Below are 24,538 nucleotides of genomic sequence, written 5' to 3' on the forward strand. Positions count from 1 at the left end.
CGGGGCGGGGGTCAGTCGATCCGGCCGGGGGTGCCGTCGCCGGCGACGACCGCACCGCCCGCCGCCGCCCAGGCGGTCATGCCGGCCTCGACGTTGGCGGTCTCGTAGCCCGCGCGGTCGAGCGCCTGCACGACCATCGCGGAGCGGACCCCCGAGTGGCAGACCACGAGGATCGGCGCCTCGGCGGGCAGCTCGTCCTGGCGTCCGCCGAGCTCGCCCATGGGGATGTGGTGAGCGGTCGGCGCGTGACCGAGTGCCCACTCGTGCGGTTCGCGGACGTCGAGCAGCCAGACCTCGTCGCGTTCGACGAGACCGACCGCATCGGCGGCGGAGACCTGCGCGTACTCGGCCACCACGCCTCCTAGGAGCCCTGGACGACGGGCGTGACCGCCCGCTCGCGGGCCGAGACGACGCGCTTGTCGTGCTTGGAGATGTCGGCCTCACGGCTGCGCAGCTGCGCGTACAGCGGGGCCGCCACGAAGATCGTGGAGTAGGTGCCGACGATGATGCCGATCAGCAGCGCGAGCGAGATGTCGCGCAGGGTGCCCGCACCCAGGACGAACGCACCGATCACGAGGATCGCGGCGACCGGCAGGGCGGCCACGATCGAGGTGTTGATCGAGCGCACGAGGGTCTGGTTCTCGGCGAGGTTCACGGTCTCGGAGAACGTCTTCGTCGTGCTGCCGAGCGCCTCCGCAGTGTTCTCGCGGATCTTGTCGAAGACCACGACGGTGTCGTAGAGCGAGTAGCCGAGGATCGTGAGCAGGCCGATGACCGCGGCGGGCGACACCTCCGTGCCGGTGATGCCGTAGACGCCGGCCACGATCACGAGGTCGTGCAGCAGGGCGACGATCGCGGCGAGCGACATCTTCCAGGTGCGGAAGTAGGCCCACATCGCCAGAGCCGCGAGCACCACGAAGATGATCAGGCCGCGCACCGCCTGCTGCGTCACGTCCGAGCCCCACGCCGCTCCGATGAAGGAGGAGGCGACCTGGTCGTTCGGGACGCTGTAGGCCTCGGCCAGGGCGTTGCGCACCGCTGTCGACTCGTCGGTCGAGAGCTGGCTGGTCTGCACGCGGATCGAGTCGTCGCCGACGACCGAGACGCGCGGGACGGCGTCGGCCGAGACCGACGTGACCGCATCGGTGGCGGCGGTCTGGTCGAGGCTCGACGGCGACGTCACCGTGAACTCCGAGCCGCCGGTGAACTCGATGCTGAAGTTGAACCCGCCCCGTGCCGCCGTCCCGAGGACGGTCAGCAGGATGATCACGATCGAGATCAGGTACCAGGTGCGGCGGCGCCCGACGAAGTCGACGGAGCGCTTGCCGGTGTAGAGGTCGTTTCCGAACTGCGAGAAGCTGGCCATCACGCGTCCTTCCCGTTCGCATCGTTGGACGTCGACCGGCCGGCCGCCTCGGCGGCCTTGCGCTCGGCGATGGTCTGGCGCTTCGCCGCCTCACGGGAGGCGGACGAGCCCTTGCCCGCGACGACCGCGTCCTGCGGCCGGAACGCCGCCCGGCCGCGGTACACCGCGCCGAGCGCTCGTGGATCGAGCCCGGAGGCCCGATGCCCCTCGGAGAAGAACTTCGTCGTCGCGAGCAGCTGCAGCATCGGGTGCGTGAACAGGATCACGACCACGAGGTCGATCAGCGTCGTGATGCCGAGCGTGAGCGCGAAGCCGCGGACGCTGCCGACCGCGAGGGCGAAGAGCACGACCGCCGCGAGGAGGTTGACCATGTCGGACGCGAAGATCGTCCGCAGTGCGCGCCTCCAGCCGGCCTCCACCGACGACTCGAGCCCTCGGCCGTCGCGCAGCTCGTCGCGGATGCGCTCGAAGTAGACGATGAACGAGTCGGCCGTGATGCCGATCGCGACGATCAGACCCGCGACCCCCGCGAGCGAGAGGCGCAGACCCTCCCGCCACGACAGGATCGTGACCACGAGGTACGTCACGATCGCCGCCACCAGCAGCGAGGCGATCGTCACCGCGCCGAGTACGCGGTACTGCGCGATCGAGTAGACGACGACCAGGATCAGGCCGATCAGGCCGGCGAGCAGGCCGCTCGCGAGCTGCGTGGATCCGAGCGTCGCCGAGATGCTGTCGGAGCTCTGCACCTGGAAGCCGATCGGCAGGGCGCCGTACTTGAGCTGGTCGGCCAGGGTCTTCGACGACTCCTGGGTGAACGAGCCCGAGATCTGCGCGTTGCCGTCGGTGATCGCCGCGTTGGTGGACGGCGCCGAGATGACGCGGCCGTCGAGGACGATCGCGAACTGGTTCTGCGCACCCTGCAGCGTGATGAGGCGGGAGGTGACATCGCCGAACGCCTGGGTGCCCTGGTCGTCGAACGAGAGGTTGACGGCCCAGGTGCCGGTGCTGGCTCCGGAGGAGGTGGTCATCAGGCCGTTCGAGGCGTCCGAGATGTCCTCGCCGGTGATCTCGACCGGGCCGAGGATGTACTTCACCGTGCCGGTGTCGTCACAGGTGATCAGGGGCTGATCGCCCGGCGCGAGGTTCGGGTCCTGGTCGTTCAGGAACGCGCAGTCGAACGAGGTGTACTGCGCCTCGAGCGCCGGTGTGATGTAGGCGAGGTCGCTCGCGCTCGTCGGCGACGCGGTGGGCGTGGTCGCGAGCGACGGGTCGACGGGAGTCGGCGTCGGGGAGGCGGTCGAGTCGCCTCCGACGGCGGTGTTCGTGGCCTGGCTGGCCACCAGCACGGGGCGGAAGTCGAGCTTCGCCGAGGCCTCGATGCGCTGCAGCGTCTCGTCGTCGGGCGTGCCCGGGATCGAGACGACGATGTTGCTCGAGCCCTGCGTGGTGATCTCGGCCTCGGAGACGCCGGACGCGTCGATGCGCTGGCGGATGATCGAGACGGCCTGGGTCAGCTGCTCGGACGAGACGGTGTCGCCGTCGGTCAGCTGCGGCTGGAGGACGATCTGCGTGCCGCCCTCGAGGTCGAGCGCGAGCTTCGGAGTCCAGGAGCCACCGCCCCAGAGGACGGCGGCGGTGTTGAGCCCGACGAGCGCGAGGACCAGGACACCGAGCCAGCTCAGTGAGCGCCGGGCCTTCCGGACGGGGGTTGATGCGGCCACCCAGGGCTCAGCTTTCTCTTCGTTCGACGATGATCGGTCGGGGATGCGCCCCGGACGTGGAAGGGCGGGCGAGGCGCTCTCGCGCCCGGCCCGCCCTGGAGACTACTGCGCGTCCGGCTTGCGGTCGCGGTCGAGGGGGTCGACCAGCGGGTCGGACTGGTGCGCGGCGTCCCGCTCGCCGAAGGCGGGAGACTCGGCCGCGACGACCGGCTCGACCTCGTCCTCGTCGGCGACGGCGGTCTCGTTCTCGGTCGGGTCGATGATCCGCGCGATCGCCTGACGGTGGATCGTCAGGAGCGTGCCGGGGGTCGACTCGATGATGATCTTGTTCTCGTCCTCGTCGATCGAGACGACGGTGCCGAACAGACCGGAGCCGGTCATCAGCTCGGCCCCGGGGACGAGTCCGCTCTTCATCTTCTCCGCATCGCGCTGGCGCTTCTTGTTGTTGCGGAACATGAAGATGATCATCACGGCGAGAAGCAGGACGAGCAGAATGATCGTCGGATCCATGGGTGTGCCTTCCGGAGTGGGTGGCGATCCTCGGCGTCAGCGCCGGTCGTGAGTGGATCGAGCGGCCCGTCGGGCCTTGAAGATTATAGGTCATCTCCGAAGAGCGACTGCTGGGGCCCCGCCGACGGGACTCCGCGAGGGTCGAGGCCGAAGTGCCGCCAGGCCGCGGGGGTCGCGACCCGGCCCCGCGGAGTGCGGGTGAGCAGCCCTATCCGGACGAGGAACGGCTCGACGACGGATTCGACGGTGTCCGCCTCCTCCCCCACCGAGACGGCGAGCGTGTTGAGGCCGACCGGGCCGCCGTCGAAGCGGGTCAGGACGATGTCCATCACCGCGCGGTCGAGACGGTCGAGACCGAGCGCATCGACGTCGTAGAGCTCGAGGGCGGCGCGGACGGCGGTCACGTCGGCGCGGCCGCCGTGCACGAGGGCGAAGTCGCGGACGCGGCGCAGGAGCCGGTTGGCGATCCGGGGAGTCCCCCGGCAGCGGCCCGCGATCTCGGCGACCGCTTCGCCGTCGATGTCGAGGTCGAGCAGGCGGGCGGCCCGGGTGAGGACCTGCCGGAGCTCGTCCTCGGCGTAGAACTCGAGGTGGGCCGTGAATCCGAAGCGGTCGCGCAGCGGATTGGGGAGCAGACCCGAGCGGGTCGTGGCGCCGACCAGGGTGAAGGGGGCGAGATCGAGCGGGACGGAGGTCGCTCCGGCGCCCTTGCCGACCATGATGTCGATGCGGAAGTCCTCCATCGCGAGGTAGAGCATCTCCTCCGCGGCACGCGCCATGCGGTGGATCTCGTCGATGAAGAGGATCTCACCGGGCAGGAGCGAGGACAGCACCGCCGCGAGGTCGCCGGCGTGCTGGATGGCAGGGCCGCTCGAGAGGCGCAGCGGCGACGAGCTCTCCTCGGCCACGATCATCGCCAGCGTGGTCTTGCCGAGCCCGGGAGGCCCCGCGAGCAGGATGTGATCGGGGGTGCGACCCTGCATGGCGGCGGCCTTGAGCAGCAGCTCGAGCTGCCCGCGGACCTTGCGCTGCCCGACGAACTCGCTGAGGCTCCTGGGCCGCAGCGCCCCCTCGAACGCGATCTCGGCCTCGGAGGCGACCTCGGGGCCGAGCACGTCGTCGCTCACGAGCGCGCCGCCGGGCCGAGGCGCGCGAGGGCGAGGCGGAGGAGGGCCTGCACGGACGCCGCGTCGGACGCCTGCGCATCGAGCAGGATCTCGTCGACGACCTCGGCCGCGATCCGCTCGGGCCAGCCGAGGCCGACGAGGGCCGAGAGCACGCTCTGCGCGGCGGTGGCCCCGGGTCCGGAGCCGCGGGCGGCACGGGGGCGGGCGGCGAGCTTGCCCGCGAGACTCAGGACGATGAGCTTCGCGGTCTTGGGGCCGATGCCGGTCACCTTGCGGAACACGGCGTCGTCCTCGTCGGCGACGGCCTGCGCGATGCGATCGGGCTCGATGGCGCCGAGGACGCCGAGAGCCGACTTGGGGCCGACGCCCGTGACTCCGATCAGCAGCTCGAAGATCTCGAGCTGCTCGGCGTCGGGGAAGCCGTAGAGGGTGAGCGAGTCCTCGCGGACGACGAGCGTCGTGGTGACGGTCGTCTCGTCTCCGACGCGCATCTCGAGCGCGTGCTGCGGGGTCACGTTGACCGCGTAGCCGACGCCGTGGACGTCGACGACGGCGAGACTCCCGCGGGCGGAGAGGACGGTGCCGCGGAGGGAGGAGATCACCGCGTCAGTCTAGGTGCTCGAACAGGCGTTCGAGTGGAGGCCTCCGCGGCGCGCCACGCACGCTGAGCCGGAGTCTCGTCACCGGTGCCGTCCGGGGAGGCGAGGGGCGCGCGCCAGGCGTGGCACACGGCCAGGGCCAGGGCGTCGGCCGCATCCGCCGGCGTGGGCGGCGCGTCGAGGCGGAGCACGCGCTGGATCATCGCGGTGACCTGCCGCTTGTCGGCCGCCCCGTAGCCGGTGACCGCGGCCTTCACCTCGCTCGGGGTGTGCATGCCGACCGGGAGGGACCGGCGGGCGGCGGCGACGAGCGCGACTCCGCTGATCTGGGCGATGCCCATCACGGTGCGCACGTTGTTCTGCGCGAAGACGCGCTCGATGGCGACGGCGTCGGGCCTGTGCTCGTCGAGCAGAGCCTCGATGCCGTCGCCGAGAGCGAGGAGGCGGCGCTCCAGCGGGTCGTCGGTGGGAGTCCGCAGCACGCTGACGTGCACGAGCGTCGCCCGACGGTCGCGGCCGACGTCGACGATGCCGACTCCGCAGCGGGTGAGCCCCGGATCGATCCCGAGGACGCGCATCAGAGCGCTCGCCGGGAACGGACCAGGACCACCGGGCTACTCCTCGTCGTTCTCGAGCTCGGCACGCACCTCGGCGGTGATGTCGAGGTTCGTGTAGACGTTCTGCACGTCGTCCGAGTCCTCCAGCGCGTCGATGAGGCGGAAGACCTTGCGGGCGGTCTCGGCGTCGGCCTCGACCTGCAGCGAGGCGACGAACTCGACGTCGGCCGCGTCGTAGTCGATACCGGCCTCCTGCAGCGCGGAGCGAGCGGGGACGAGCTCGCTCGGCTCGGTGCGGACCTCGAAGCTCTCGCCGTGGTCGATGACGTCGTCGACTCCGAAGTCGAGGACCGCGCCGAGCACGTCGTCCTCGGTGACGTCGTCGCCGTGCGGAACGGTGATGACGCCCTTCCGGGCGAAGTTGTAGGCGACGCTGCCCGGGTCGGCCATCGTGCCGCCGTTGCGGGTCATCGCCGTGCGGACGTCCGCCGCGGCGCGGTTCTTGTTGTCGGTCAGGCACTCGACGAGCAGGGCGATGCCGTTCGGGCCGTAGGCCTCGTACATGATCGTCGTGTAGTCGATGACCTCGCCGGTGAGGCCGGCTCCGCGCTTGATCGCGCGGTCGATGTTGTCGTTCGGGACCGAGGTCTTCTTGGCCTTCTGCACGGCATCGACGAGCGTCGGGTTGCCGGAGAGGTCGGCGCCGCCGATCTTGGCGGCCACCTCGATGTTCTTGATCAGCTTGGCGAACGACTTCGCGCGGCGCGAGTCCTTGATCGCCTTCTGGTGCTTGGTCGTGGCCCACTTGGAATGCCCGGACACGGTGCTCCCTCGGATGTTCGATTTCGTGCGACCCCCGAGGGCGCCGCTGCTTGGCCGTATCAGTGTAAACGGGGAGCCGGTCCCTGCCCGGCTCCTCGCTGTCGGCTCCTCGAGGTGGTTGCGCAGGTGGAGCGTCTTGCGACCGACTACGACGATTCGCTGAAACGCGAATCGCCTGTTCGCCTGCACCTTCAGCCGGGCCGGTCCTTGCCCGGCCCGGCGCGGTCGGCTCTCCGAGGTGGTTGCGCAGGTGGAGCGTCTTGCGACCGACTACGACGATTCGCTGAAACGCGAATCGCCTGTTCGCCGACACCTTCAGCCGGGCCGGTCCGGTCGGCTCTCCGAGGTGGCTGCGCAGGTGGAGCGTCCTGCGATCGTCTACGACGATTCGCTGAAACGCGAACCGCCTGTTCGCCTGCACCTTCAGCCGGGCCGGTCCTTGCCCGGCCCGGCGCGGTCGGCTCTCCGGGGTGGTTGCGCAGGTGGAGCGTCTTGCGACCGTCTACGACGATTCGCTGAAACGCGAATCGCCTGTTCGCCGACACCTTCAGCCGGGCCGGCGCGGTCGGCTCTCCGAGGTGACTGCGCAGGTGGAGCGTCCTGTGACCGTCTACGACGATTCGCTGGGGCGCGAATCGCCGGTTCGCGGTGCCCTCGACGGAGCCGGTCCCTGCCCGGCTCCACGCAGTCAGCCCACAGAGGTGGTCGCACAGGTGGAGCGGGTCGCGACCGTCTCAGACGATTCGCTGGCACGCGAATCGCCTGTTCGCCTCGCAGATGGTGGTCGCCGCGTCCGACGACCCGATGCTGGTTCGATCCGTCGGAGAAGCCCCATCGGAGTCACTCACACGGGCCGTCTACGGCGGGTCGGCCCCGCGAAGACGTCTCCGCAGGCATCACGTCCCAGAAGAACAGCCTGCAGATCGGCGACCCGCTACGAGGCGGACAGGCGATTCGCGTGTCAGCGAATCGGCGTAGCCGTTCGCAACACGCTCCACCTGCGCGACTACCCCTGGGAGCCGACTGCGCGGCGCCGGGCAGGGACCGGCGCCGACGCGGTTGTTGCGCTCAGCGCAGCAACCGCGAGAGGACACGGTCGGCGAGGGGCTTCCCGCCCGTCTGGCAGGTGGGGCAGTACTGGAGGGTGGAGTCGGCGAAGATCACCTGACGGACGGTGTCGCCGCAGACAGGGCAGGCCTCGCCGGTGCGGCCATGGACGCGCATGCCGAGCTTCTTCTCGCGCTTCAGGTCGGCGGCGTGCAGGCCCTCGGCGCGGGTCAGCGCCTCTTCGAGGGTGTAGCGGAGGGCGGTGTAGAGGCGGTCGAGCTCCTCCGGCGTCACGGAGGCGGGCTTGAACGGCGACATCCGGGCGACGTGCAGGATCTCGTCGGAGTACGCGTTGCCGATGCCCGCGATGCGCGACTGGTCGCGGAGGACGCCCTTCAGCTGGGCGCGACCGGCCGTCGCGAGGATCGCTCCGAGGATGTCCTTCGTGAAGGCGGGGTCGAGCGGGTCGGGGCCGAGGCGGGCGACGCCGGGGACGTCACGCGGATCCGCCACGATCGACAGCGCGAGGCTCTTCTTCGTACCCGCCTCGGTGATGTCGAAGCCGGACCCGTCGTCGAGGACGAGGCGCGCCGCGAGCGGCCCGCGCCCGGGCTTCACAGGAGCAGTGGGCCGCTCGGGCCGCCAGCGCACCCAGCCGGCGCGCGCGAGGTGCAGGAGGACGTGCGCATCCCCGATCGCGAGGTCGAGGAACTTTCCGTGCCGGCTCACTCCGTGAACCGTCTGCCCCGCGAGGGACGACGGCGGGATCGCGACGGTCTTGAGTGCCGAGATCGCGTACACGCCGACGCTCTCGAGGACGCGGCCGCCGAGCCGCTCGTCGAGGTCGCGGGCGAGCGCGTGCACTTCGGGGAGTTCGGGCATGCGACCACTGTGGACCGCACCTCCGACACCGTCCACCCCTGGTGGGGCGCGCGGCTCAACCCCCGAAGCGGGTCGCCGCGACCTTCCGCAGGAACAGCTCGTGGAAGCGGTAGTCGCCGGTGATCTCGGGGTGGAACGAGGTGCCGAGCAGGCTCCCCTGTTCGACGGCGACGACGCGGCCGTCGGCGACGGAGGCGAGAGCGGTCGCCCGCTCCCCCACCTCCTCGACGATCGGCGCGCGGATGAAGACCGCGTGCATCGGCGGGTCGCCGATGGCGGGGATGTCGAGGTCGGTCTCGAAGGAGTCGAGCTGGTTCCCGAAGGCGTTGCGGCGCACGGTCACGTCGAGGCCGCCGAAGCTCGACTGTCCGTCGATGCGGTCGAGGACCCGGTCGGCGAGCATGATCAGCCCGGCGCAGGTGCCGTAGACGGGCAGACCTGCCGCGATCGCCTCCCTGACCGGTTCGGCGAGGCCGAACAGGCGCGAGAGCTTGTCCATCACTGTGGACTCGCCTCCCGGGATGACGAGACCGGCGACCGATGCGAGCTCGGAGGGGCGGCGCACCAGCACCACCTCGGCGCCGAGCTCGCGCAGCACGTGGGCGTGCTCGCGGAAGTCGCCCTGGAGGGCGAGGACGCCCACCGTCAGCCCCTCGAGGGACTCGCGCGTCTCGCCCTCGCCCGCGACGGGCGCGTCGGCGCTACCAGCCACGCTCGGAGAGGCGGTGCGGCGCGGGCACGTCGGCCACGTTGATGCCGACCATCGCCTCGCCGAGTCCGCGGGACGCCTCCGCGACGACCTTCGCGTCGTCGTAGAACGTCGTGGCCTTCACGATCGCGGCGGCGCGCTTCGCGGGCTCGCCCGACTTGAAGACGCCGGAGCCGACGAAGACGCCGTCGGCGCCGAGCTGCATCATCAGCGCGGCGTCGGCCGGAGTCGCGACTCCGCCGGCGGTGAACAGCACGACGGGCAGCTTGCCGGTGCGCGCGATCTCGACGACGAGGTCGTAGGGGGCCTGCAGCTCCTTGGCCGCGACGTAGAGCTCGTCGTGGGTGAGGGACGTGAGGCGGTTGACCTCGGCCGAGATGGTGCGGATGTGCTTGGTGGCCTCGGAGACGTCTCCGGTGCCGGCCTCGCCCTTGGAGCGGATCATCGCCGCGCCCTCGGTGATGCGGCGCAGCGCCTCGCCCAGGTTGGTCGCGCCGCAGACGAAGGGGACGGTGAACTTCCACTTGTCGATGTGGTTCACGTAGTCGGCGGGCGAGAGGACCTCGGACTCGTCGATGTAGTCGACGCCGAGCTCCTGGAGGATCTGCGCCTCGACGAAGTGGCCGATGCGCGCCTTCGCCATCACGGGGATGGAGACCGCCGCGACGATGCCGTCGATGAGGTCGGGATCGCTCATCCGCGCGACGCCGCCCTGCGAGCGGATGTCGGCGGGGACGCGCTCGAGTGCCATCACGGCGACCGCTCCCGCGTCCTCCGCGATGCGGGCCTGCTCGGCGTTGACGACGTCCATGATGACGCCGCCCTTGAGCATCTCGGCGAGCCCGCGCTTGACGCGGCTCGAGCCGAACTGCTCGGGGGCGGACGAGGACGAAGTGGTGGTGTCAGTCATGTTCGCTGTGTCCTGTTCTGTGCGGCGTCTTCCGCCGACGGCAGCACTGAGTCTACGAGAGGGTGCCGGATGCCCGCGGCTCTGGACAGGCGGGGCACCACGGTCTAGCCGGCGGGCCAGGCGGCGGCGATGCTCGCTCGGACGTCGCCGAGGAGCTGCGGCAGCGCCTTGGTGCGGGCGATGATCGGGAAGAAGTTGGCGTCGGTCGCCCAGCGCGGCACCACGTGCTGGTGCAGGTGCGCGGCGATCCCGGCCCCGGCGACCGCTCCCTGGTTCATCCCGAGGTTGAACCCGTCGTTGTTCGACACCTCGCGGATCACGCGCATCGCGGTCTGGGTGAGCGCACCGATCTCGGCCACTTCTTCCGGGGTGGCCTCGTCGTACAGCGGGATGTGGCGGTACGGGCAGACCAGCAGGTGGCCTGAGTTGTAGGGGAAGAGGTTGAGCAGGACGTAGGCGTGCTCACCGCGGGCGACGATGAGCGCCTCCTCGTCGCTCAGCGTGGGCGCCACGCAGAACGGGCAGTCGTGCGCACCGGGCTGCCCCTTCTGGATGTAGACCATCCGGTGCGGGGTCCACAGGCGCTGGAACTCGTCGGGCACGCCCGCGAGGTGAGCGGACCCCTCCGCGCCCTCGGGGACCGGATCGTGGTCGGCCATCAGACCTGCGCCTTCGTCGCGATCGCCTCGCGGATGCGGGCGACGGCGTCGGCGACGGGGATGCCGTTCTCCTGCGTCCCGTCGCGGAAGCGGAAGCTGACCGCTCCGGCGTCGCGGTCCTTCTCGCCGACGATCAGCTGGAAGGGGATCTTCTGCAGCGTCGCGGTGCGGATCTTCTTCTGCATGCGGTCGCTGGAGTAGTCGATCTCGGCGCGGACACCGGACGCCTTGAGGTCGCCGATGATGCCCTCGAGGTAGGGCAGGTACTCGTCCGCGATCGGGATGCCGATGACCTGGACGGGCGAGAGCCAGACCGGGAAGGCGCCGGCGTAGTGCTCGGTGAGGATCGCGAAGAAGCGCTCGATGGATCCGAACAGGGCGCGGTGGATCATCACCGGCTGCTTCTTGGTGCCGTCGGACGCGGTGTACTCGAGCTCGAAGCGCTCGGGCTGGTTGAAGTCGAGCTGGATGGTCGACATCTGCCAGGTGCGGCCGATGGCATCGCGTGCCTGGACGGAGATCTTGGGGCCGTAGAACGCGGCGCCGCCCGGATCGGGGACGAGCTCGAGGCCCGAGGCGACGGCGACGGCGCGAAGCGACTCGATCGCCGCCTCCCACTGCTCGGGGTCGCCGACGAACTTGGGGTTGCCCTCCTCGTTCGTCGAGAGCTCGAGGTAGAAGTCGTCGAGGCCGTAGTCGCGCAGCACCTGGAGCACGAACTCGAGGTTGCGGGTCAGCTCGGCGGCCACGTCCTCCTGAGCGACGTAGATGTGCGCGTCGTCCTGGGTCAGGCCGCGGACGCGGGTGAGGCCCTGCAGAGTGCCGCTCTTCTCGTAGCGGTAGACGGTGCCGAACTCGGCCAGGCGCAGCGGCAGCTCGCGGTAGCTGCGTCCGCGCGAGCGGAAGATCAGGTTGTGGAAGGGGCAGTTCATGGGCTTGAGGTAGTAGTCCTGGCCCTGCCGGGTGATGTTGCCGTCGTCGTCCTGCAGCTCGTCGAGATGCATCGGAGGGAACATCCCTTCGGCGTACCACTGCAGGTGGCCGCTCGTCATGAAGAGGTCGCCCTTGGTGATGTGCGGCGAGTAGACGAGCTCGTAGTCGTGGGCGAGCAGCTGCTCGCGCATGTACTGCTCGATCTCGTAGCGGATGATGCCGCCCTTGGGGTGGAAGACCGCGAGGCCGGAGCCGATCTCGTCGGGGAAGGAGAAGAGGTCGAGCTCGTGGCCGATCTTGCGGTGGTCGCGGCGCGCCGCCTCCTCGAGCCGGGCCTGGTGCGCACGCAGCTCGTCCTTGGTGGGCCAGGCGGTGCCGTAGACGCGCTGCAGCTGGGGGTTCTTCTCGGAGCCGCGCCAGTAGGCGGCGGCATTGCGGGTGAGCGCGTAGCCGTTGCCGATCATCCGGGTGTTCGGGAGGTGCGGACCGCGGCAGAGGTCCTTCCAGACGGTGTCGCCGGTGCGCGGGTCGACGTTGTCGTAGATCGTGAGCTCTTCGCCGCCGACCTCGACCGATTCGTCGTCGGCTCCCCCGCCCTTCAGGCCGATCAGCTCGAGCTTGTAGGGCTCGCCCGCGAGCTCGGCGCGGGCGTCCTCCTCGGTCACGACGCGACGGACGAAGCGCTGGCCCTGCCGGATGATGCGGTCCATCGCCTTCTCGAGCGCTTTCATCGCCTCGGGCGTGAAGGGCTCCTCGACGTCGAAGTCGTAGTAGAAGCCGTCGGTCACGGGCGGGCCGATCCCGAGCTTCGCCTCCGGGTTGATCTGCTGCACGGCCTGCGCGAGGACGTGGGCGGCGGAGTGGCGGAGGATGTTCAGTCCGTCGGGCGAGGAGATCAGAACGGGCTCGATGCGGTCGCCGGGGACGACCTCAGTGGCCAGATCGCGCAGTTCTCCGTTGACGTGGAGGGCCACGACGGCCCGATCCGTGAAGTGCGTGAAGCCCGTTCCGGCCTCGGTCACCTCGATCGACGACTCGTTCTCGGGTGATTTCGACGATTCGTTCGACACGCGCGGACACTCCTCAGGCTTCGCAGACCCCTCGACTTTAGCCGTCTGCGGGGGTTCGGCCGACCGCCACGGCCGTTCCGGGTCGGGAGTGGCGGAGGGGCCGGATCTCGCCTGAGAAAGGGGCTTATAGAGGGAATCCGCACCCGTGATGATCGATATCCGTCGATAGGAGCCGAGCGATATCCGGAACGACTTGTCGCGCTCTTCCCTCGAAGCCGCCTCGAGGCAGTATCGACACAGTGCGAGGGAGGCGGAGACTCGGAGGAAAGCCCGGTCGGCGTCCCGATCTCCTCTGAGGACGAGAGCCTCGATGCGCGACGCGACGAGAATCGCCGCACGTGCTCGGATATCACGGGGAGAAGACGCCGGAGCGATATCGGGAGGCCGGGGAGCGCGGCCCGGAAGGTGACCTTCCGAGCCGCGCCGGGATCCCTCTTGCTCCCTCACGATTCCTGGCGTTCGGGGGCTTTCGGGAACCCTCGACGCCGACGCGCGACCCGATCGCGCAGTCGACACCGAGTCGATTCTAGAAGGGCGCCGGCTGGGCTGCGGCAGGAGGTCCGAGGACCCGTGTAACTGAATCGATTACCCCCGTAATGGGGTCGCATGACGCGACAGATCTGCCACTAGGTTCAGCAGAGCACCACCGGATCCGGCGGGGCCCGCGAACCCTGACGCGGGACCGCCGACCGACACGAGGCTCCACCTCACGAACCCTGCCCATCCTGGGAGCAGGGCGAGCGGCGTGGCGTCGACGAGGCGATGACGCACGGCGGCCCCGAAACCGCGGCGCGGTCAGCGCCCACCTGAGAAACCCCTTCCCTGTAAACCCGAAATGCAGGTTGATCCCACATGTACGCACCCTCGGTGCGCCTCTTCGGCGTGCCTTCCCACCGGCTCTGTCCACCCTCGACTTGCCGTCGCCACCCTCCGGCGACCCGAGATACGAGCGGCGGTGAGAGCAGGAGCCGGCGGTGACCGCCGTCTCCGCCGCGGCCCGGCCTCCCCAGCGCGATGAACCCGGCGCCCTCGTCCTCGTGCCCGCCCCGAGGGCTGCGGCATCGGACTGGCGTCGGCGCTTCTCGCGGAGGGTCCTGGCCGCGGACACCCTCGTCATCCTCGGCGCCGTCGCTCTGGCGGCCGCCCTGCGATTCGCCGCCGAGCCCTCGATGCGCGACCTCGTCGTCGCGGTCGTTCTCGGCGCCCTCTGGATCGGAGCGGTCCAGCTCGCGCTGCGCCGCCTCCCCCAGCTCCTCGGAGTCGGTGCGGACGAGTTCCGCCGGCTCCTGTCTGCGACGATCCTGACCTTCGGGATCGCCTCCGTCGCCTCCGTGCTGACGCGAGTCGACCTGCCGCGCCTGCTCGTCGTGGTGGCGCTGCCGATCGGTCTCGCCGGCATGCTGGCGGCGCACGCCCTCACCAGAGGCCGACTGGCCAGAGAGCGCCGGGCCGGCCGGGCGCTCTCGCGGGTCATCGTGCTCGGCAGGTCGAGCGACGTCGCCCACGTCGTCGCGCAGATCGATCGGCGGCGCGGACGCGTCGAGTACGACGTCGTCGGTGTCGCGCTCGCCGACCCGACGGGTGATCAGCGCTCGATCTGCGTCCGCGGGCGATCCCTGCCGATCGTCGGCACGGTCGACCGCGTGCCCCAGTCCGTCGTCGAGCGGCGAGCGGATGCGGTCATCGTGGCCGGTCCGGTCGACGGCGGCGATGCGTTCCTCCGCCGGCTGTGCTGGGCTCTCGAGCCGTTCGCCGTGGAGCTGGTGCTCGCCCCCGGGCTCAGCAGCGTCGCGGGTCCCCGGATCCACTGGCGACCGGTCGACGGCCTGCCGCTGATGCGGGTGGAGCCGCCGCGCTACTCCGGCCCTCGGCACGCCCTGAAGCGCGCGGTCGACGTGATCGTCGCCTCCGCCGCACTGCTGGTGCTGGCGCCGGCTCTGGCCCTGCTCGCCGTGCTGATCAAGCGCGACAGCGCCGGGCCCGCGCTCTTCCGCCAGCAGCGGGTGGGCCGCGCCGGGCGGACCTTCACGATGCTCAAGTTCCGGTCGATGACGGTCGACGCCGAGGCACGGCTCGTGGAGCTGCAGGCGGCGAACGAGGGGTCCGGCCTGCTCTTCAAGCTGCGGGAGGACCCGCGGGTCACGCCGCTGGGCCGCGTGCTGCGGCGCTACTCGCTCGACGAGCTGCCGCAGTTCTGGAACGTGCTGCGCGGCAGCATGAGCCTCGTCGGGCCGCGGCCGCCGCTCCCGAGCGAGGTCGCGCGCTACGACGAGACCGTGAACCGGCGCCTGTACATCAAGCCCGGTATCACGGGGCTGTGGCAGACCGGCGGGCGCTCGGAGCTCGACTGGGAGGACGGGATCCGTCTCGACCTCTACTACGTCGAGAACTGGTCGCTGGCCGGCGATCTGCTGATCCTCTGGCGGACGCTGCGCGTGATGCTGCGGCCGGTCGGCGCGTACTGACGCACCTCCGCTCACCTCCCAGGCACCACACCCGGTGACGCCCCTGCGTTGGCCCGTCCGCTCGCTGATGCCCGGACCCCGCATCGGCGCCTCCCCGTCCTGACGCGCTCGCGTCAACTCCTCCGGCGCGCTCTGCGCCCGCGGCGCCCATCGCGCCGTCCCCTCCGGCGCGCTCCGCGCCTCCCACCACGTCCGCGCTCCCCCTCTCCCTGGTCGGAGAGCGCGGTCCCCTCGGCGTGCCCGCACGCCGCCCTCCTCACCCGAAGGAACCCGCCATGACAACCACCATCCCCTCCCGGAGGCTCCGCGTCGCGCTCGTCGGCGCCGGCTACTGGGGCCCGAACCTCGCCCGGAACTTCGCCGCCAGCCCCGACTGGGAGCTGGCCGCGGTCTGCGACCTCGACCCGGTGCGGGCGCAGACCGTCGCCCGCGCGAACGGCTCCGTCCCCGTCCTCCGCTCGCTGTCGGACGTGCTCGACCTGCCCGGGCTCGACGCGATCGCGATCGCGACGCCCGCCAGGACCCACCACGCCATCGCGATGGCCGCGATCGCCGCAGGACTGCACGTGCTCGTCGAGAAGCCGCTCGCCGACTCCAGCGTCCTCGGGATCGACATGGTCGACGCCGCCGAGCGCGCGGGTGTCGTACTGATGGCCGACCACACCTACTGCTACACGCCTGCCGTGCTGAAGATGAAGGAGCTGATCGCCAGCGGCTCGCTCGGCGACGTGCTCTTCGTCGACGCGGTCCGGATCAACCTCGGGCTGATCCAGCCCGACGTCGACGTGTTCTGGGACCTCGCCCCGCACGACCTGTCGATCCTCGACTTCATCATCCCCGGCGGCCTGCGCGGAGGCGCCGTCGCCGCCCAGGGCTCCGACCCGCTCGGCTCCGGCCGCGCCTGCGTGGGCTACCTCACCGTGCCGCTGGGCGACGGGGCGATCGCGAACGTGCACGTCAATTGGCTGAGCCCCACCAAGATCCGCCGCATGGTGATCGGCGGCTCGAAGCGCACGCTGGTCTGGGACGACGTGAACCCGCAGCAGCGGCTCAGCGTGTTCGACCGGGGAGTCGACCTGACCTCGTCGCTGCGCACGGGCGCCTCGCGCCGCGACGCCGCGATCTCGTACCGCCTCGGCGACACCTGGTCGCCGGCCCTGCCCGAGCGCGAGCCGCTCGCCGACATGGTCCGCGAGTTCGCGACCTCGATCTCGGAGCGCCGTGCGCCCCGCACCGACGGGCGCGCCGCCCTCCGCGTGCTGAGCGTGCTGGAGCAGGTCAGCGACCGGCTCCTCGACGCCGGCCAGGTCAGCCGCACCAGCGCTCCGGCGCTCCGTCTCGAGGAGGCCTCGTGGCTGCGCTGACCCCCGCTCCCACCTCGCTCGCCGGGGCGGACGTGCTCGTCACCGGTGGTGCGGGCACCATCGGATCGACGATCGTCGACCGCCTCCTCGCCACCGGCGTGAACCGCGTCGATGTGCTCGACAACCTGGTGCGCGGACGCCGCGAGAACCTCGAGAGCGCACTGGCCGACGGTCGCGTGCGCCTGATCGAGGGCGACATCCGCGACCGCGACCTCGTCGACTCGGTCACGCGCGGCAAGGACGTCGTCTTCCACCAGGCGGCGATCCGCATCACGCAGTGCGCCGAGGATCCCCGCCTCGCGTTCGACGTGCTCGCCCAGGGCTCGTTCACGGTGTTCGAGGCCGCGGCCGCGCACCGCGTCGGCCGGGTCGTCGCCGCCTCGAGCGCGTCGATCTACGGCCTCGCGACGCGCTTCCCGACCCACGAGCAGCACCACCCCTACGCCAACGACACCTTCTACGGTGCCGCGAAGGCGTTCACCGAGGGGATGCTCACCAGCTTCGGCGCCATGTCGGACCTGCACTCGACCGCGCTGCGCTACTTCAACGTCTACGGACCGCGGATGGACGTGCACGGCCTCTACACCGAGGTGCTCGTGCGCTGGATGGAGCGGATCGAGTCGGGCGTGCCTCCGCTGATCCTCGGCGACGGCAGCCAGACGATGGACTTCGTGCACGTCGACGACGTCGCCCGCGCGAATGTGCTCGCGGCGACGGCCGGCCACGACGGTGCGTTCAACATCGGCTCCGGAGTCGAGACGAGCCTGCTCGGTCTCGCCCGCACGCTCCTGGAGGTCATGGAGTCGGACCTCGACGTCGAGTTCGCGCCCGCTCGCCAGGTCAACGGCGTCACGCGCCGCCTGGCCGACACCCGGTCGGCGCGCGACGAGCTCGGCTTCGTCGCCGACGTCGATCTCGCGAGCGGCCTGCGCTCGCTCGTGCAGTGGTGGCGCGGCGAGCGCATCGATGCTCCTCTGCTGAGCGGGGCGAACCGATGAGCGCCGAGGTGCTGCCGCGCATCGACGTCATGCGTCCGTGGCTCGGTCAGGAGGAGGTGGACGCCCTCGCCGAGGTCGTCGCCTCGGGCTGGATCGCGCAGGGCCCGAGGGTCGCGCGCTTCGAGGAGGCGTTCGCCGCGGCGATGGGCGTCGAGCACGCGGTCGCACTCTCGAGCTGCACCACCGCCCTGCACCTCGGCCTGGTCGTCGCCGGCGTGAGCAGTGGTGACGATGTGGTGGTCCCCTCCTTCTCGTTCATCGCGACGGCGAACGCCGTCGTGCACGCCGGCGCCCGCCCCGTCTTCGCCGACGTCGACCCGACCACGGGGAACGTCACCGCCGAGACGATCCGGGTGGCGCTCACCCCCGCCACCCGCGCCGTCATCGCGGTCGATCAAGGCGGAGTCCCGGTAGACCTGGACCCGATCCGCGCGCTCTGCGATCCGCTCGGGATCGTCGTGCTCGAGGACGCGGCCTGCGGAGCCGGAGCGCAGTACCGCGGCCGGCCAGTGGGAGCGTCCGCCGAGCTCACGGCGTGGTCGTTCCACCCGCGCAAGCTCCTCACCACGGGTGAGGGCGGGATGCTGACGACGAACGACGCCGGTCTGGCGGCGCGTGCGCGACGCCTCCGCGAGCACTCGATGTCGGTGTCGGCGGCGGACCGCCACGGCAGTCTGCTCTCGCCTCCCGAGCAGTACGACGAGGTCGGCTTCAACTACCGGATGACCGATCTGCAGGCCGCACTCGGTCTCGTGCAGCTCGGCCGGCTCGAGGCGCTCGTGTCGCGCCGGCGGGCACTCGCAGCGCGGTACTCGGAGGCGTTCGCGGACGTCCCGGGGCTCCGCACGGTCGAGGACCCCGCGCACGGCACCGGCAATGTGCAGTCCTTCTGGGTCGAGGTCGGCGACGAGTACCCGCTCGATCGCGACGGGCTGATGGCCGAGCTCGCCTCGCGCGGGATCTCGGCGCGGCGCGGCATCATGGCGGCCCACCGCCAGCCTCCGTACCGCGAGCACCCGGGCGCGGATCGCCTGCCGGCGACCGAGCGCCTCACGGATCGCACGCTGATCCTGCCGCTCTTCCACGCCCTCACCGCCGTGGAGCAGGACCGCGTCATCGACGCCGTCCTCGCCCCCTCGCGCCTCACGGAGGTGCCCGCGGATGCCTGAGCTGATCATCGTCGGCGCGAGCGGCCTGGCGCGGGAGACTCTCGCGCTGGTCGCCGCGTCCGGCCGCCACAGACCGGTGGCCGTCGTCGACGACGGTGCGGCACGCTGGGGTTCCGAACTGGGTGGAGTCCCCGTCATCGGCGGACTCGACGCGGTCCGCGAGCACCCGCGCGCCGAGATCGTCGTCTGCGTCGGCCACGGCAGCGCCCGAGCCCGCCTCGTCGACCGGCTGCGCGCGGTCGGAGTCGTCGACTCCCGCTACGCGCGGCTGGTCCATCCCGATGTGCATGTGCCCGACGACTGCCGGATCGGGGCGGGGAGCATCGTGCTCGCCGGCGTCGTCCTCACGGCAGACGTCTCGCTGGGGCGCCACGTCGTCACGATGCCCAACGTCACCCTCACCCACGGCAACCGCATCGGCTCGTACGCGACGCTCTGCGCCGGGGTCACCCTCGGCGGTGGCGTGCGCGTGGGCGAGGAGGCGTACGTCGGCATGGGAGCGTCCGTCCGAGAGCGCTCGCGGATCGGACGCCGGGCGACGCTCGGGATGGGCGCCGTTCTCCTGCGCGACCAGCCGGCCGGGGAGACCTGGGTCGGGGTGCCGGCCGCCGCCCGGCTGGAACCGGCGTCGATCCGTCGCGCCGGAACCAGCCGCGAAGAGGCCCGCGCATGAGCGCCGTGGTGCTCTCGTGACCGCGACGCTGGCCGGCGTCGGCCGCGGGAAGGTCGTCCGCGCGCTGGGCTGGAGCGCGCTCAGCACGATCGCGCTCCGGCTCAGCAGCCTCGGCCTCGGCATCGTACTGGCGCGGATCCTCGCGCCGGAGGCGTTCGGCGTCTACGCGCTCGCGCTCACCGTGCAGTCGGTGCTGATGGCGCTCTCCGACTTCGGGCTGAGCACCGATCTCATCCGCTCGACCGACCCCGAGCGCCGCGCCCCCACGGTGTCGGTGCTCGGGCTCGTGATCGGCGGGACGCTGGGGGCCGCGATGGCGGCCGCCTCCCCGACGATCGCGACCCTGACCGGATCGCCGGAGTCGGCGGGTGTGATGGCGGTGCTCGCCGTCACGCTGCCGCTCGCGGGCGCCGGAGTCGCGCCCTACGCCGCCCTGCAGCGCCGGTTCGCGCAGCGCCCGCTGTTCGTGATCGCCGCCGTCGACTTCGCCGTCTCGACGACGATCACGCTCTCGCTGCTCGCGGCGGGCAGCGGAGTGATCTCGCTGGCGATCGCGCGGGTCGCGGCGCAGTGCTGCACGCTCGTGCTCCTCTTCGTCGCCGCTCGCGAGCGGCCGCGGTTCGGCTGGGACCGCTCCGTCGCCCCCTCCGCGCTGCGCTTCGGCCTGCCGGTGGCGATCGCGAACCTCATCTCGTGGGGCGTGCTCGGCACCGACAAGGTGGTGATCGCGGGTCTGATCGACCCGGTGGCGCTCGGCTACTACGTGCTCGCGTTCAACATCTCGACCTGGCCGATGACCGCGGTCGGCCAGGTGGTGCGGTCGGTCGCGCTGCCCGCGTTCTCCCGAGCGCACGAGGAAGGACGTCCCGCGCCGCTGCCGGCCGCGGCCGGTCTCACCTGGGCGCTCGCGGCTCCGCTCGGCGCGATGCTCGCGGTTCTCGCGGGTCCTCTGGTCCACTTCGTCTACGGCTCCACCTGGGCGCCCGCGGCCGGTGCGCTGGCGCTCCTCGGATTCGTCGGCGCGCTGCGGGTGGTCTACGACCTCTTCAGCTCGGCCGCTCTCGCGCAGGGCGGCTCGGGACGGGTCGCGATCGTGCAGGGCGTGTGGTTCGCCGCGCTCACGCTCGCCCTGATCCCCGCCGTGCTGCTGGGCGGCTTCGTCGGAGCGGCCTGGGCGCAGATCGGAGTGGCGGCGCTGGTCGTCGGCCCGGCCTTCGTCTGGCTGCTGCGCACGATCGGGGCGGATCTGCCCGCCATCGGCCGCTCCCTCCTCCCTCCCGCACTCGCGGCGGCGCTCGCCGCAGGAGCGGCCGCTCTCGTCCCCCTCGCGCTCGGCGCGGTCGGCCTCGACGCCGACTGGCTCGCCCTGCTCTGCGGAGGCGCGCTGGGCGCCCTCGTCTACCTCCTCCTCCTGCGCACCTGGCTGCTCGCCCGTGTGCGCGACCTCTCCGCCTCCGACCGAAGGACCGCGTCATGACCGCTCTCGACTCCGAGCACATCGTCCCGCTCGCCGATCTGCACCTGCAGCACCTCGTCGTCGCCGACGTGATCCGGGAGGGCTTCGACCGCGTCCTCGCCGACTCGTCGTTCGTGCGCGGGCCCGACGTGACCCGCTTCGAGGAGGAGTTCGCTGCCTACTGCGGCGTCCGGAACACCGTCGGCGTCGGCAACGGGACCGACGCTCTCGAGCTGGCCCTGCTCGCCCTCGACCTCCGCCCGGGCGACGAGGTGCTCGTGCCGGCCAACACCTTCGTCGCGACGGCGGAGGCGGTGGTCCGCGCAGGGGCCCGGCCCGTGTTCGTGGACTGCGACGACGACTACCTGATCGACGTCGCCTCCGCCGCGGCCGCGGTCACGCCGCGCACCCGCGCCGTGATGGCGGTGCACCTCTACGGTCAGTGCGCCCCGGTCGAGCAGCTCGCGGCCGCGGTCGGCCCGGCGGTGACGATCGTGGAGGACGCGGCGCAGGCCCAGGGCGCGCGGCGGTTCGGCGCACGGGCCGGCTCGCTCGGCGCGATCGCCGGCACGAGCTTCTACCCGGGCAAGAACCTCGGCGCCTACGGCGACGCAGGCGGAGTCATGACCGACGACGACGAGCTCGCCGCGGCCGTCCGCCGCCTCGGCAACCACGGGGGGCTCACCGCCTACCGGCACGACGTGCTGGGAACGAACTCGCGCCTCGACTCGCTGCAGGCCGTGGTGCTGAGCGCCAAGCTCGCGCACCTCGACGAGTGGAACCGGCAGCGCCGCGACGCCGCCGCCCGCTACGGCGAGCTGCTCGACGGAGTCGGCGGCCTCACCCTCCCGCGCACCGCCCCGGGAAACGAGCACGTGCACCACCTCTACGTCGTGCGGACTCCCGAGCGCGAGCGCGTGCGGGAGGTGCTCGGCGCGGCGGGAGTCGCGACCGGTGTGCACTACCCGCAGCCGGTGCACCTGATGGCGCCCTTCGCGGCCGAGCGCCCCGTCTCGCTGCCTCGCGCCGAGAGCTTCGCGGGCGAGCTGCTGACGCTCCCGCTGTTCCCGGGGATCACCTCGGCGCAGCAGGAGTACGTGGCCGAGTCGCTCGTCGGAGCCCTGCGCGCGGGTGCCCCGAACGTGGGAGCGCTCCGATGACCCCCGTCCCCGTGCAGGAGGCCGAGCCCCGATCGGGCCGGACGGTGCCGGTGACGGCGGCGGAGACCGCCTCCGCAACGGTCTCGGTGCTGATCCCCCTCTACAACTACGGCCGGTTCCTCCGCGAGGCGGCGGAGAGCGCCCTCGCCCAGGAGGGTGTCGACGTGCAGGTCGTGATCGTCGACGACCGCTCGACCGACGACTCGCTCGCGATCGCCCGAGCCCTCGCGGCCGAGGACGAGCGGGTGACGGTGATCGCGAGTCCGCGCAACCGCGGTCCGGTCGGCAGCATCCTGGTGGCGTTGTCGGCCGCCACGGGAGAGTTCTCGTGGTACCTCGACGCCGACGACGTGATCGCTCCGGGTGCGCTGGCGCGCGCTGTCGCGGTCGCCCGCGTCCACCCGTCGGTCGGTCTGGTGTACGGGCATCCCCTCCACTTCGCCGACGGCACCGAGCGTCCGGAGGCGCGCAGCACCGCCACCGCGTGGATCCTCTGGCGGGGACAGGACTGGCTGCACGAGCGCTGCCGCACCGGCGTCAACGTCATCACCTCTCCCGAAGTGCTGGTACGCCGCTCCGTCCTCGACCGGGTGGGCTGGCCGCGTCCGCTGCCGCACACGTACGACCTCGAGCTGTGGCTGCGCCTCTCGGCCGCGGCCGACGTCGCCTACATCCAGGGTGTCGACCAGGCCTGGCACCGGGAGCACTCGGGCAGCCGATCGGACGTGGTCACGCCGTTGCGCGACCTGCACGAGCGGCTGCTCGCCTTCGAGACCTTCTTCGCCGCACCGGGCGGCGCCCTCGCCGACGCGGTCGAGCTGGAGGACCTCGCCCGCGCCGCCCTCGCCCGCTCGGCACTCGAGCGGGGCGCCCAGCGCTTCGACAGCGGAGGTGCGACACGCGCCGAGCTGGACGAGCACCGCGCGTTCGCCCGGGCGGTCTTCCGCGATGCGGCCTGGCTGCCCGAGTGGGAGCGCCTCCAGTCGCGCCTGCTCTCGCCGGAGCGCGGCGCGCGGTTCGCCCCGCGGTTCCTCGCGGAGCGCATGGCGCGCCGGGTCCGCACCGATCGGTCGTGGCGCCGCTGGCACCGCGAGGGGAGCTTCTGATGCGCGCCGCACGCGTTCCGCGCGAACTCGTCCGCCGGCTCCGCACGACCGGACGCCGTGATCTGCTCCAGCGCGCCGTCCGTGCGCTCGGCGACCGCGTCGGTGTCGGCGAGCTCGACATGCCGCTGCTCCCCGGTGACATCGCCGACTCGGCGACCCTGCACCTCCCCGCAGCGCCGGGCCCCGTCACGGGCTCGGCGAGCATCGGCTGGATCTGCACCCCACCCGATCGCGGCTCGGGAGGGCACACCACCCTCTTCCGGATGGTGCAGGGTCTCGTCGAGCGCGGTCACCGCTGCACCCTCTTCCTCTACGACCGTCACGGCGCCGAGTTCGAGCAGCGCGCGGCGATCATCCGTGCGTCGTGGCCGTGGCTCGACGTCGACATCCGCAGTGCCGACGACGGCATCGTGGGCGTCGATGCGGCCGTCGCGACCTCGTGGGAGACGGCGCACGTCCTCGCCACCCGCGGGACCGCTCCGATGGCGCGCCTGTACTTCGTGCAGGACTTCGAGCCCTTCTTCCACCCGCGCGGCACCCTGGCCGCGCTCGCGGAGGACAGCTACCGCTTCGGCTTCAGGACCATCGCGCTCGGAGAGATGGTGCGCTCGCACCTCGATCGGCTCGGGATCTCGAGCGATCTCGCTCCGTTCGGCTGCGACACCCGGACCTACACGCTGCAGAACACCGACGGAGAGCGGTCGGGAGTCGTGTTCTATGCGAAGCCGTCCGCGGATCGACGCGGCTACCTCCTCGGGCGCCGAGCACTCTCGCTGTTCCACGACGCGCACCCGGCAGTGCCGATCCACGTGTACGGCACGGCGCCCGGGGCGTGGGACGTCCCCGTGATCGAGCACGGCACGCTGGCTCCGACCGAGCTCGCGGCACTGTACAACCGCTGCTCCGCCGGCATCGCCCTCTCGTTCACGAACATCTCGCTGGTCGCGGAGGAGCTGCTCGCCTGCGGTGCCGTCGCCGTGGTCAACGATTCGGACGACGCCCGGGCCGATCTGCCGCACGGCGGCGCCGTCTGGGCCCCACCCACCCCCGCAGGCATCGCGGCGGCCCTCGGACGGGCCGTCGAGCGCCCGCGCTCCGGTCGGGAGGCCGCCGCCGGCGTCCGCCACGGCTGGGGTCCTGCCCAGGAGGTGGTCGAGCGAGTCGTGATCGACGAGCTCCTGCGCACCGCCGCTGCACCCCTCGTTCCCGTCACCGCACACCTGGAGAGCTGA

Annotated in this window: 22 protein-coding genes; 9 read left to right on the plus strand and 13 right to left on the minus strand. The window is 71.6% G+C overall.

From position 1 onward, the window contains the following. Positions 1–11: 11 nt before the first annotated feature. From ASG06_RS13170 to thrS, 13 genes are all read right to left on the minus strand, one after another. Entirely contained in the window at positions 12–356 is a 345-nt protein-coding gene (locus ASG06_RS13170) for a rhodanese-like domain-containing protein (protein ID WP_231727729.1), read from the minus strand. A 5-nt stretch (positions 357–361) separates the two neighbouring features. After that, entirely contained in the window at positions 362–1,366 is a 1,005-nt protein-coding gene (gene secF / locus ASG06_RS13175) for a protein translocase subunit SecF (protein ID WP_056042947.1), read from the minus strand. Continuing rightward, positions 1,366–3,090: a protein translocase subunit SecD gene (secD, locus tag ASG06_RS13180; RefSeq protein ID WP_056042949.1), complete on the minus strand. Its 1,725-nt coding sequence runs from the start codon at positions 3,088–3,090 to the stop codon at positions 1,366–1,368. Before secD ends, secF begins: the two co-directional genes overlap by 1 nt. Positions 3,091–3,192: 102 nt before the next feature. Next, positions 3,193–3,600, minus strand: a complete 408-nt coding sequence (gene yajC / locus ASG06_RS13185) for a preprotein translocase subunit YajC (RefSeq protein WP_056042950.1) — start codon at positions 3,598–3,600, stop codon at positions 3,193–3,195. Between the two features lie 83 nt (positions 3,601–3,683). Next, the gene (ruvB, locus tag ASG06_RS13190; RefSeq protein ID WP_056042952.1) at positions 3,684–4,727 is read right to left on the minus strand and encodes a Holliday junction branch migration DNA helicase RuvB; all 1,044 of its coding nucleotides are present in this window, start codon (positions 4,725–4,727) and stop codon (positions 3,684–3,686) included. Continuing rightward, positions 4,724–5,329 carry a Holliday junction branch migration protein RuvA gene (gene ruvA, locus ASG06_RS13195; RefSeq protein WP_056042954.1) on the minus strand — a complete coding sequence of 202 codons (606 nt, stop codon included), beginning with the start codon at positions 5,327–5,329 and terminating at the stop codon, positions 4,724–4,726. Before ruvA ends, ruvB begins: the two co-directional genes overlap by 4 nt. Further along, on the minus strand, positions 5,326–5,904 hold the full coding sequence (gene ruvC / locus ASG06_RS13200; RefSeq protein WP_056042956.1) for a crossover junction endodeoxyribonuclease RuvC: 579 nt from the start codon (positions 5,902–5,904) through the stop codon (positions 5,326–5,328). Before ruvC ends, ruvA begins: the two co-directional genes overlap by 4 nt. Positions 5,905–5,940: 36 nt before the next feature. Further along, positions 5,941–6,705 (minus strand): YebC/PmpR family DNA-binding transcriptional regulator, encoded by a 765-nt coding sequence (locus ASG06_RS13205; protein WP_056042958.1) that lies wholly within the window; start codon positions 6,703–6,705, stop codon positions 5,941–5,943. 1,068 nt (positions 6,706–7,773) lie between these two features. Beyond that, the gene (locus tag ASG06_RS13210; protein ID WP_056042960.1) at positions 7,774–8,634 is read right to left on the minus strand and encodes an Fpg/Nei family DNA glycosylase; all 861 of its coding nucleotides are present in this window, start codon (positions 8,632–8,634) and stop codon (positions 7,774–7,776) included. Between the two features lie 55 nt (positions 8,635–8,689). Then, positions 8,690–9,283, minus strand: a complete 594-nt coding sequence (gene pdxT / locus ASG06_RS13215) for a pyridoxal 5'-phosphate synthase glutaminase subunit PdxT (protein ID WP_056043520.1) — start codon at positions 9,281–9,283, stop codon at positions 8,690–8,692. A gap of 52 nt (positions 9,284–9,335) precedes the next feature. Next, positions 9,336–10,253, minus strand: a complete 918-nt coding sequence (pdxS, locus tag ASG06_RS13220; protein WP_056042963.1) for a pyridoxal 5'-phosphate synthase lyase subunit PdxS — start codon at positions 10,251–10,253, stop codon at positions 9,336–9,338. A gap of 104 nt (positions 10,254–10,357) precedes the next feature. Further along, the gene (locus tag ASG06_RS13225; RefSeq protein WP_056042966.1) at positions 10,358–10,912 is read right to left on the minus strand and encodes an HIT family protein; all 555 of its coding nucleotides are present in this window, start codon (positions 10,910–10,912) and stop codon (positions 10,358–10,360) included. After that, positions 10,912–12,873, minus strand: a complete 1,962-nt coding sequence (thrS, locus tag ASG06_RS13230) for a threonine--tRNA ligase (protein ID WP_442965612.1) — start codon at positions 12,871–12,873, stop codon at positions 10,912–10,914. The genes ASG06_RS13225 and thrS overlap by 1 nt, the downstream gene beginning before the upstream one ends. A gap of 1,016 nt (positions 12,874–13,889) precedes the next feature. Between thrS and ASG06_RS13235 the strand changes: the two genes are divergently transcribed. The 9 genes from ASG06_RS13235 (at position 13,890) to ASG06_RS13275 (ending at position 24,538) form a co-directional block, all read left to right on the plus strand. After that, complete coding sequence (locus ASG06_RS13235) at positions 13,890–15,380, plus strand: sugar transferase (protein ID WP_156465981.1); 1,491 nt, start codon at positions 13,890–13,892, stop codon at positions 15,378–15,380. Positions 15,381–15,655: 275 nt separating this feature from the next. Then, complete coding sequence (locus tag ASG06_RS13240) at positions 15,656–16,744, plus strand: Gfo/Idh/MocA family protein (RefSeq protein ID WP_056042970.1); 1,089 nt, start codon at positions 15,656–15,658, stop codon at positions 16,742–16,744. Continuing rightward, positions 16,732–17,742, plus strand: a complete 1,011-nt coding sequence (locus ASG06_RS13245) for an NAD-dependent epimerase/dehydratase family protein (protein WP_231727731.1) — start codon at positions 16,732–16,734, stop codon at positions 17,740–17,742. The genes ASG06_RS13240 and ASG06_RS13245 overlap by 13 nt, the downstream gene beginning before the upstream one ends. Next, entirely contained in the window at positions 17,739–18,911 is a 1,173-nt protein-coding gene (locus ASG06_RS13250) for a DegT/DnrJ/EryC1/StrS family aminotransferase (RefSeq protein ID WP_056042973.1), read from the plus strand. Before ASG06_RS13245 ends, ASG06_RS13250 begins: the two co-directional genes overlap by 4 nt. Continuing rightward, the gene (locus ASG06_RS13255) at positions 18,904–19,584 is read left to right on the plus strand and encodes an acetyltransferase (protein ID WP_056042976.1); all 681 of its coding nucleotides are present in this window, start codon (positions 18,904–18,906) and stop codon (positions 19,582–19,584) included. Before ASG06_RS13250 ends, ASG06_RS13255 begins: the two co-directional genes overlap by 8 nt. Positions 19,585–19,600: 16 nt before the next feature. Continuing rightward, positions 19,601–21,061 (plus strand): oligosaccharide flippase family protein, encoded by a 1,461-nt coding sequence (locus tag ASG06_RS13260; RefSeq protein ID WP_056042979.1) that lies wholly within the window; start codon positions 19,601–19,603, stop codon positions 21,059–21,061. After that, positions 21,058–22,200 (plus strand): DegT/DnrJ/EryC1/StrS family aminotransferase, encoded by a 1,143-nt coding sequence (locus ASG06_RS13265; RefSeq protein WP_056042981.1) that lies wholly within the window; start codon positions 21,058–21,060, stop codon positions 22,198–22,200. Before ASG06_RS13260 ends, ASG06_RS13265 begins: the two co-directional genes overlap by 4 nt. Further along, the gene (locus tag ASG06_RS13270) at positions 22,197–23,306 is read left to right on the plus strand and encodes a glycosyltransferase family 2 protein (RefSeq protein ID WP_056042985.1); all 1,110 of its coding nucleotides are present in this window, start codon (positions 22,197–22,199) and stop codon (positions 23,304–23,306) included. The genes ASG06_RS13265 and ASG06_RS13270 overlap by 4 nt, the downstream gene beginning before the upstream one ends. Then, complete coding sequence (locus tag ASG06_RS13275; RefSeq protein WP_056043531.1) at positions 23,306–24,538, plus strand: rhamnosyltransferase WsaF family glycosyltransferase; 1,233 nt, start codon at positions 23,306–23,308, stop codon at positions 24,536–24,538. Before ASG06_RS13270 ends, ASG06_RS13275 begins: the two co-directional genes overlap by 1 nt.

Origin of the sequence: Rathayibacter sp. Leaf185 (assembly GCF_001423885.1) — a bacterium.
In the GTDB taxonomy this organism is placed as follows: Bacteria; Actinomycetota; Actinomycetes; order Actinomycetales; family Microbacteriaceae; genus Rathayibacter.